The sequence below is a fragment of the Photobacterium sp. SP02 genome, from assembly GCF_038519165.1.
Classification (GTDB): Bacteria; Pseudomonadota; Gammaproteobacteria; order Enterobacterales; family Vibrionaceae; genus Photobacterium; species Photobacterium halotolerans.
On sequence record NZ_JASJOJ010000089.1, the window covers coordinates 1 to 10,023 of the forward strand.

The window sequence follows — 10,023 nt, forward strand, 5'->3', positions numbered from 1 at the left end:
AGCCTCCACTTCCCGAACAGGGTCGATCAATATGTGGATCTGTGACTTATGCTGACACAGAACTATGAACACCCTCGGCATTAACGATCGCACAAGGACAAATGGACATTCCTGCCCCTGCAGCGCCGACCGATTCCGCTGACTCTGACTCTGACAAAAGCAGTGAAACTTCAACTTCAACTTCAGAACCAGAGTCTACGCCTGATAGCAGCGAGACAACAACAGCTGACGCCACGTCAGAACAAACCAACACAGAGCCGGAAAGTAATCAGGTTGCACAATCTGATTCAAGTAATGAAGACAATTCTGATTTTACCGTGAAAGGATGGATTGCTCTGGAAAGCAATACCATGGATATTTTTCTTCGGGTTCACTTCACATACGGTCTCGAACCATTCTCAAAAGAAGAACTCGGCTACATTATGGGCTTCAGTGCTTTATTGAAAAGTGACGACTGAGCCGTTCAGCCGTTCAAATAAGAGGGGGAGGAAAGTATGCAAACGGATATTTGCTTTCGCAATTTGTCATTGAACACTCATTTACCGAGTGTCACTATTTTTCAGCGCAATCATCTTAATAACAATACAAGATGTATTGCATGGAAAGTCATACCGCACTGCCAGTACAGATGGAGTCATCCCTTCACCATAGAGACGAACTACAGTTACCGGCTCTGTGATAACCATGGTAATTACAGCGTTGCCAGAAATCTATCCCTGGAGAAACTCCCCTATCACGACGAACATGGCCTGCTGATCACTCAGGACACCAACATTATCAGTGTGAGGACAACCACCGACAATAAATATACAGGCATTCAGTTACTGAAGAATAATCGTGTCATTGCGGGTCATGCTTTAAGTATCCACTGCCACACGTCGTTTCAACTGACGGACACATTTTATATCGCGGCTGATCTGCGGACATCACAAGGAAAACTCATACACCCAATCAATATGAACATGAGTCTGACAGGCTTTGATATTCACCATAAGACCAGCATCGACATTACTATGACAGGTGGCCAACCGGGGGCGGAGTCCAGCCCCCTGACGTTTCAGATTTCATCTGTTTAAGACACAGTATCAACACCCGATTTGGCAAGATACGACGCCATTTCTTCAGGTGGTACCATGCCACCGCCCGTTGCCCAGACAAGATGAGTCGCATTTTTCATTTTCTGCTGATCAAACAGCATGCTAGCAGCATAGTCATGGTCCCGGCTGACATGCACGGGACCGGGCATACCCGCCAAGGCAGACGGCTCCAGTTCAATGCCCTCGCTTTGCGCTAACTGCCCCAATAAACGGTACATGTGCTCATCCGACAGCGTGAAATACCCGTCCAGCATTCTCTCCATAGCCCGCCCGACAAAACCAGACGCCCGGCCTACTGCAAGCCCATCGGCCGCCGTTAAATTATCCAGGCCAATATCCTGTACAGAGATCGCATCGTGCAAACCTGTATGCACACCCAGTAACATACAAGGTGAATGGGTGGGTTCAGCAAAAATACAGTGGACGTGATCGCCAAACGCCATTTTTAATCCAAAGGCAACGCCACCCGGCCCGCCCCCGACGCCACATGGCAGGTAAACAAACAGCGGGTGCGCATGATCAACAACAATCCCCTGCGCTGCAAATTGCTTTTTCAGACGCTCACCGGCCACAGAATAACCAAGAAACAAGGTACGGGAATTTTCATCATCAATAAAAAAACAGCGCGGATCTTTCTCAGATTCTTTGCGCCCTTTTTCTACCGCAACGCCATAATCCTGTTCATACTCCACTACATTCACGCCATGATCTCTGAGCTTCTGCTTTTTCCACTCTCTGGCATCCGCTGACATGTGAACCGACACAGAGAAGCCCAGTTTGGCACTCATAATGCCAATCGACATCCCCAGATTACCTGTCGAGCTGACCGCAATACTGTACTGGCTGAAAAAATCCCTGAAAGCGTCCGAATGCAATTTACTGTAATCATCCGACACAGACAGCAACCCGGCTTTTGTCGCCAGTTTTTCAGCGTGTGTCAGGACTTCATAAATACCGCCCCGCGCTTTGATCGAGCCGGAAATAGGCAGATGGCTGTCTTTTTTCAGCATCAAACGACCCGCAATCTCAGTGCCGTAACAAGCCTCAAGAGACTGCTTCATCGCAGGGATATCAACCAGATCAGACTCAATCAAACCGTTTGTCTTTGCCGTTTCAGGAAATACAGTTGCCAGAAAAGGCGCAAATCTTGCCAGCCTGTCACTGGCATCCTGAATGTCCTGAGCATCTAAACCTACGTAAGGCAAGGCTTCACTCACACTGGTGGCAGCCGGGTTAAACCAGCACACTTCCTCCAAAGCAGTCAATTGATTAAGTAATGGGTAATCAGCCTTAAGCTTGTCCACATCAATGGAAGTCATGGCAGGTTCCTTTTGGTAACTAAAGACAACGAAGAGTTTACTGAGCAAAGTGATTCTAAGTGGAGTGAGGACAGATAGAAAGCACTCCGAAACTATCACGCTGACTGTGGGTAGACAGTCCATTACAAAGATACAAATATGAAACAAAAATAACACCAAGATCACAAATAAATAACATTCGTGAGGAAAGGCTGAATTTTGCCACTATGATTCCAACTCATCGGAGGTCTAATAAGGAGAATTACATTGAAACAATTCATCAGTTTCTTCATCTGCTGTATCGCAACCTTTACCTGTCAGGCTGGGAGTAGCACTGCCGGTGTAGCAGGAAAAGGCTATACCGAAACCCAATACCCCATCGTACTGGTTCATGGGCTGTTTGGTTTTGATTCTCTGGCAGGAATCGATTACTTCTACGGTATCCCACACGCACTGAACAAGGACGGCGCGACCGTTTATGTCGCTCAGGTCTCTGCCACAAACAGCACCGAATTACGCGGTGAGCAGCTATTGGCACAAGTGGAAGATGTGCTAGCCATCAGCGGAGCTGAAAAAGTGAACCTGATTGGACACAGCCACGGTGGCCCGACCGCTCGCTACGTCGCTTCAGTTGCACCTGAACTGGTTGCTTCTGTAACCAGTATCGGCGGAGTGAATAAAGGCTCGCGCATTGCTGATATTGTCCGGGGCACGATACCGGAAGACTCTCTGCCGGAAGGCATCGCCGTTGAACTGGCAAAGGGACTGGTCACCTTGATCAACCTTTTATCCGGCGGCAGTGAATTACCGCAAGACCCGCTTGAGTCACTGGCTGCTCTCACCACTGAAGGCTCGCTGGCATTTAATCAGAAATATCCGGAAGGCATCCCCACCACCCGATGCGGTGAAGGGGACTATGTTGCTGACAATGGTGTGTATTACTTCTCGTGGAGCGGCACAGGCAATTTCACCAATGCACTGGACCCGAGCGATGCCGCAATGACTGTACTGGGCCTGGCATTTGACGAGCCGAATGATGGTCTGGTGGGTCGTTGCAGTTCGCACCTGGGCAAAGTAATACGTGATGATTATAAGATGAATCATCTTGATGAAATCAACGGCTTGCTGGGCATTACGCATTTGTTCGAAACCGCGCCCACCACACTGTACCGCCAGCATGCGAACCGTTTACAGCTACAGGGCTTATAAATAATGAAAAAGACCGTACTTTCACTCATAGGTGTAGTTGCAGCAGCGAGTGCGGTCTGTTTCTACTACCCAATGACCTCCGATGCACCCGCTATACAAGTGCCTTCCCAGCAAGACACAAAGGTAGACACTTATTCATCACGCGATACTTTTGATTATTTTCTGTCGGGACTTGGCGAGGCAGATCTTGAGACTCTAAAGACACATTTCAACACTTACAATGCCGGACAGCCGGAGGCTTATCAGCTGGACAACGACTTGTTCGAGCGATTCATTCAATATCGGGCGGCACTGAGCAATCTTAACCCTGACAACCGGCATCCATTAAATTCTGAAAGCCTGCAGCGGTTAAACGATCAGGTGATGCAAATCCAGTCTGCATTTTTCAGTGCCGAAGAACAGCAAAGGCTGTTTGGTGAAGAAAATATGCAGCGGCAACTCGCCTTGCGGCAGCTTGAATTAAAAGACCACATAATCAACCAGGACGATTACTACAATGCCTGGGAGCAGGAAATCAATACCCTTCCACCTGTCATGCAGCAGAGCTACCGAAATGCCGCCGTGTTGTCGCAGCTGCAAGCTACAAACTCCCTAGAGGAACAGGACAGATATCTGCAACAGCAAGCATTAGTGGGGCCTGAAGCCGCTGACAGACTGGTGACTTTGCGCAAAGCACGTGCAGATTTTGAAACTAAGCTGGAGCACTATTTTCAGCAACGGGATGCAATTTTAGCGGATAACAACCTGGCGAAAGAACAAGAGCAGCAGGCGCTGAATGAACTCAGACAGACCTCGTTTTCTGCCAGCCAGATCCGTCGTGTCCAGGCTCTGGAATCTATCCGGGATACTCAATCAGTCGCGCCAGTTCAGTAACTTAGCGAGAATGAACAGCGATACGCCCTGACTGTCAGGCCAGGTCGTATCGCTAATAAACAAGAAATGACGACAATATCAGTCTTGTATCAGTCTTTTTGGGGACGTTTGTGTTTCGGGACGTAATTGAGCACAGTCACCGGCACAGGTTTTTTCGGTGCAAAACCTTCGACTTCCCGGCGCTCAATCAAATGTCCAAGACGACTCTCGATCATGCACAGGTTTTTGAAGTTATCTTTTGACACAAAAGAGATCGCTTCACCTGTCGCATCTACACGTCCGGTTCGGCCGATACGGTGCACGTACTCATCTGCCGGGAATGGCAAGTCGTAATTGACCACACGTGACAATTCTTCAATGTCGATACCACGGGCACCGACGCCAGTCGCTATCAGATACTTAATCTTGCCTGCTTTAAAATCCGCCAGCAATTGAGCACGTATAGCCTGGCTGCGCCCACTGTGAAACGCTTCGGCTTCAATACCGCGCTTCTCCAGCTGAGAGGCCAGTTTCGCTGCGCCGTGCTTGGTTTCTATGAAGATCAATGCCTGATCCCACTGATTTTCCTGAATCAAATGACTCAGGAGCGCAGATTTTTTGTCTTTATCAACCGTTATTAACCATTGTGAAATATTCGCTTTTGATGCCTGATTGGCCGCGATGCTTATTTCATACGGGTTATTGACAACCGATTTTGCCAGATCCCGCACCTTGTTCGACAAGGTGGCAGAAAACAGCAAAAACTGACTATTGTCTGGCAGACGATCCAGGATCTTGTTGATGGCTTCAATAAAGCCCATATCCAGCATCCGGTCCGCTTCATCCAGCACCACCATCTCGATTTCTTCGAAATACACGGCACGCTGACCATACAAATCAATCAAACGGCCCGGCGTTGCCACCAGCACATCCACACCGTCGATCAGACGTTGCTTTTGCTGCTGCTCATCGACACCGCCGTACATCGCCAGCGACGTCAAACCAAGGTGCTTACCGTAATGGGTGACCTTTTCTTCCACCTGCATCGCCAGCTCGCGGGTTGGCACCAGAATTAGGGCTCGAACGCGCTTTTTACGCTGGGTCTGACCTTGACTCAGTCTTTCCAGTATTGGCAACACAAAACTGGCTGTTTTACCTGTACCTGTCTGGGCGGCAGCAATAAGATTCTGCCCTTCCAGTATCACAGGAATGGCTTTCGCCTGAATCGTTGTCGGTTTTGTGTAACCCAGCTCGGCCACTGCTTTATTCAGTGGTGCACTAAGTCCGAGAGTAGAAAATGGCATGTATCGCCCCTGGTTGATCTGAACGCGGTAAAAGTAGAGCTGCCCCTACATCAAGCGCGGGAGTTTACCACGGAGTCTGCTTAGCAGTGAGAAGAATTATCTTCCGATTTCCCTCCCTGAACATTGAGAGGGAAGCCGAGGCTGAATCAAAGCCTTTGTGCAACGTCTGTGCCCGCTTCATCTTCCGGCACAATATCGGTTTCCTGCAAAGCATCTTTCAGCCAGGCTTTGACCGATGCCGACTGCAACACTTTATCCATATAGAGCTTGCTGAGATCGGATACTTCAATGCCATACGTTTTAAAACGAAGTACAACAGGTGCAAACATACAATCCGCAATGCTCCATTCACCGAACAGCCAGCCGCCATTGTCACTGTATTTCAACATCTGGTCACGCCAGATCTGATCAATCCGGGCGATATCATTCTGCGCCGCCTCAGACAACTCAACATGCCGTCGGGCACGGCAGTTCATCGGCATTTCATTGCGCAGTGCAGTAAAGCCTGAGTGCATTTCACAACTGATTGCACGCGCCTTTGCCCGCTCAATATTATCCTGCGGCCAGGCACGTCCCTGACAGTAAGTTTCATTTATGTACTCACATATCGCCAGCGAATCCCAAACCGTGACATCACCATCAATCAACACAGGGACTTTCGCAGCCGGCGAGTAAACTTCCAGCGTGCGGTAAAAATTGTCGGTAAACAGCGTGAGCTTATTTTCATTAAAAGGTATACCATTCTGAACCAGCATCAGCCAGCCACGAAAAGACCAGCTTGAATAGTTTTTATTGCCGATAATCAATTGCATATCTTGCCCTCATCCTGAACAGCGTCTAAACATTTCAGTACACCCTACGCCATTATTGACATAGTGACTAACGCATAATTCTGATAGCACATATCAGGATTCAGAATGGATATTCATCCATTCTTCTGCCGCGATGAACACATACATTCATACTTCATATGCCGGAATGTTTAATGACCCTGAGCACATTTTTATACTTAACGTTTAATATTTTTGCGAACCGCTCTGCAGTTTAAAAAATACCTGCAAAAAGAGTGAAAATGACAGGGTAAAACGACGCTTAGCCTACAAATAAGTCATTCACATCAATAATTTACATATGTACAATCGCCAGACATTCTTTGGCCTCTTCAATAAAAACACTATGTCGCTCAATAACAATAAACCCAAAAGGTTTGTAAAAGCGGGTTATAAACCACTGGAAGATTATAGCCCGTCGAACAAACCATCAGTCACTGCATCCAGTAAGACTCGGCAACCTGTCGCTGAGTACGCATGTAACCTGCTGATTTATTGTTCTCTCGATGAACTCAGCAGCTTGCAAGTTGGCTGCTGGACCCTGAAACGTACCGCCACAGAAAACGCGGTGACGAACTGGGAAAAGTCACCGGGAAAGAACGGACTCGGCGTGCTGACTGCCTACTGTATTGAGCAGGAAGAAAAACACCTTTTGCACGAGGTTTTCCAACAGGCGGGATTCGCCTCCTCTTATAGTATTCAGCCTCAGCCAATAAACACCGGCCATATTAACGCAGAATTTGTACCGGTAAAGTTAGCCGTACAATTGGAAAAATGGCTTGGCTGGCCAACCCTTGGCTACTTTTATTATTTTTGCGACAGCAAGCTGGCTAAAGAATGTAAACTGACCGGTGATGACAGGTGGAGCTTTCAGTTCACCCGCTCTGACGCCACAACACTGACCGACGAATTATTGTCTGATCATCATTACAGCAGCCTGCTGCTGCCTTATAAAATCGAAGGGCAGCCCGTCTCAGATCAGTACATACTGTTTCGCAAACAAAAGCTCTCTGACGACGAGTTTGCCAAACTCTCACCAGCGTGGCTGGAAGAGCATGCCGTTGCGCTGGATATGCAGAGTATTGTCGCCAGCCGCACGCAGGCACTGCTTGAGCGCAGCACTCAGGAAACCGCATCGTCAGAAAACGCCGCCGCGAAAACACATCACACAGTCAAAATGCGGCCGGATACCCGACAACGTGAAAGCTGGCCGGATATTGCAGAGCAATACGGTCTGACTGCAAAGCAATTACTGGATCTGAACCCTCAGTACAACGATGATCCCCTTAAACTACAAATCGGCGATACTTTACAAATCACCGAGCTGAGCAGTAACACACAGCCCAAACAACCCGATGCCCCCTCTCCGCTCACCGACATAGAAACAGGAAAAGCTTATCCTTTTGGTAATGTGTGGGGCACCTACAACCAGCGCTACATGATGCCGGACCTGCTGCATATTCAGGCGAACAGTAAAATCCTCGCCCATACACCTGTCGTCAATACCACACAGGTAAAACAGCGCATCCTGCGAATCGGCGTATTCTTCGACGGCACCGGCCAGAACAAAGACAATGACTTGTATAAAGAGACCTATGGCAACAAGTCCCGTTCGAATATCGGGCGTTTATTCGATGCCTATGAAGAAAAAGAAGGCGAAATAGCTAAAATCTATGTCTCTGGTGTAGGAACAGTAGATGGTGCCCATCAGATTCCAGGCGCAATAGATAATGGCAACGATGAATCTAAGCTTGGCATGGCCTTCGGCGTGTGGCTTGAAACTGGAGCAATGGAAAAGTGGCAAAGTCTTCTGTATCAATTATCAACGATAATTGATCAACTAAACCGTACTAACACTTACAAAGATGTCACTCAAATTGAGTTTGATGTTTTCGGTTTCAGTCGAGGTGCTGCCTTAGCACGCCATTTCGTCAATGCTGCCCTTAAAGGGTTACCGGATTACAGCAAACCAAGAACCGGTTGTGATTCACTCACTATCATGCCGAACCTGCTCGGTACGGAAAACGCGGAAAAATTTGATCGTGAAAATGGCTACGAACTTGACAGCGCACGCGATGTCACTATTCGCTTTGTGGGTTTGTTTGATACCGTCGGTTCATTTTACTGGCCAGGCAATGACGACGATGGCGAATTTCAACTTCGGCTGGCACCCGATTGTGCACAGCGAGTTGTGCAGTTGTGCGCACATCACGAATTCCGTGTGAATTTTCCATTAACGACATTGAAAACCAAGGGTACACTGCCAGATAACTTCTATGAAGAAATTTTCCCTGGCGCACATTCTGATGTTGGCGGAGGCTACTCATCAATTGAACAGTATGGAAAGCAAGGGTTAAATGAACGCTATGGTCTGCCTGTCGAGACCACCTTTAATCGAGAACTAGTAAAATCAGAATCGTTAGAAGGAAAATATATTCATACCAATAAAGGTTATACCAAGATCCGAAAACACCCTGATGCCAGCATGGTCGCCCATCTTGAATATGTCAGAACGCAAAGGGAAAAGGATTGGAAAACACATTGCCTAAATACATTTGGTCAGTACGGAATAGTCAGCAGGGAGAAGTCTGTTCTTTACTACTATCGTCTTCAACCAATCAATAATGCGCTGTCAGGCTTAACTCAGGAACGGATGAAACAACAAGCGGAATTATTTGGAATCAAATGGATTACAAACTCATACCAACAGCCTCACGACTTTGCTGGTGATCAGGACTTACAGGCACTGTGGCTAAAACTGGCGAAGATACCGTTAGGTATGATTAAGCCTCATGATTGGCAAAGTGCGCTAAACCAACATGGCATTAAATGGGTACACCGTCCCCACGATGCCTTAGTAAACCCTGGCTGTGATACATTTATGTAATGGTTGGTTAACAACCCAAACAGAGATAATAAAAAACAAATAAAAAGGCAGGTATTTGAGAATGTATAAATGGTTAATTATTACTCTTTTTCTGTCAAGCAGCTCTTTATTGGGTTGCAGTTTTTCAAACAGTGCTACAACAGTGGCACGAACTGGAACTGCTGGCAGTACATCAGGAGCGCACATTATCAAAATGATGCAAGTAACAGATATCCAAGGGGGAGGAGCCAGTTTTGCTTATGGCGCAATCAGCGGTTACGCAGGGGCTAGCGCAGATATTGGGCACATAGGTATTCCCAGTAAAATTAAAGGTTACTGGTCCAAAGGCTGGGATACATACGAAAAGTTCTATCACTTGTCCGCAACAATTGACAGCAATCTGGCAAAACAAAAGATTGAAGCACTTCGTAATTACTACAAAAACCATAAAACATTTAACACCACTATGCAGTTAGTTGTAGATGGCCCACGCGTTAGACTGTATTACACAATGAATTGCTTTTCTTATCGTATGGACTGCAGCCCGAAAGAAAATGCTGACCCCAA

9 protein-coding genes are annotated in these 10,023 nt (G+C 47.4%); 6 read left to right on the forward strand and 3 right to left on the reverse strand.

Annotated elements, in window-relative coordinates:
* The first annotated feature begins 101 nt into the window (after positions 1–101).
* Both P0Y67_RS21235 and P0Y67_RS21240 read left to right on the forward strand, forming a co-directional pair.
* Positions 102–458: a hypothetical protein gene (locus P0Y67_RS21235; protein ID WP_342393469.1), complete on the forward strand. Its 357-nt coding sequence runs from the start codon at positions 102–104 to the stop codon at positions 456–458.
* A gap of 36 nt (positions 459–494) precedes the next feature.
* Positions 495–1,076: a hypothetical protein gene (locus P0Y67_RS21240; RefSeq protein ID WP_342393470.1), complete on the forward strand. Its 582-nt coding sequence runs from the start codon at positions 495–497 to the stop codon at positions 1,074–1,076.
* Here P0Y67_RS21240 and P0Y67_RS21245 read toward each other — a convergent pair.
* Positions 1,073–2,416: a D-serine ammonia-lyase gene (locus P0Y67_RS21245; protein ID WP_342393471.1), complete on the reverse strand. Its 1,344-nt coding sequence runs from the start codon at positions 2,414–2,416 to the stop codon at positions 1,073–1,075. The two genes, P0Y67_RS21240 and P0Y67_RS21245, sit on opposite strands and share 4 nt — an antisense overlap.
* A 279-nt stretch (positions 2,417–2,695) precedes the next feature.
* Here P0Y67_RS21245 and P0Y67_RS21250 point away from each other — a divergent pair, with 279 nt between their 5' ends.
* Together P0Y67_RS21250 and P0Y67_RS21255 are read left to right on the forward strand one after the other, a co-directional pair.
* Positions 2,696–3,604 (forward strand): lipase family alpha/beta hydrolase, encoded by a 909-nt coding sequence (locus P0Y67_RS21250; protein WP_446728863.1) that lies wholly within the window; start codon positions 2,696–2,698, stop codon positions 3,602–3,604.
* A 3-nt stretch (positions 3,605–3,607) separates the two neighbouring features.
* A complete protein-coding gene (locus P0Y67_RS21255) occupies positions 3,608–4,477 on the forward strand; it encodes a lipase secretion chaperone (RefSeq protein WP_342393473.1) in 870 nt (289 codons plus the stop codon).
* 89 nt (positions 4,478–4,566) lie between these two features.
* Here the strand turns inward: P0Y67_RS21255 and P0Y67_RS21260 are convergent, their stop codons facing one another.
* Together P0Y67_RS21260 and P0Y67_RS21265 are read right to left on the reverse strand one after the other, a co-directional pair.
* On the reverse strand, positions 4,567–5,760 hold the full coding sequence (locus P0Y67_RS21260; protein ID WP_342393474.1) for a DEAD/DEAH box helicase: 1,194 nt from the start codon (positions 5,758–5,760) through the stop codon (positions 4,567–4,569).
* A gap of 146 nt (positions 5,761–5,906) precedes the next feature.
* The gene (locus P0Y67_RS21265) at positions 5,907–6,572 is read right to left on the reverse strand and encodes a glutathione S-transferase family protein (protein ID WP_342393475.1); all 666 of its coding nucleotides are present in this window, start codon (positions 6,570–6,572) and stop codon (positions 5,907–5,909) included.
* Positions 6,573–6,936: 364 nt separating this feature from the next.
* Between P0Y67_RS21265 and P0Y67_RS21270 the strand changes: the two genes are divergently transcribed.
* Positions 6,937–9,477, forward strand: coding sequence for a phospholipase effector Tle1 domain-containing protein (locus P0Y67_RS21270; protein WP_342393476.1), 2,541 nt, complete (start codon positions 6,937–6,939; stop codon positions 9,475–9,477).
* Positions 9,478–9,538: 61 nt separating this feature from the next.
* The coding region (locus P0Y67_RS21275) for a hypothetical protein (protein ID WP_342393477.1) at positions 9,539–10,023 on the forward strand (485 nt) is incomplete at its 3' end.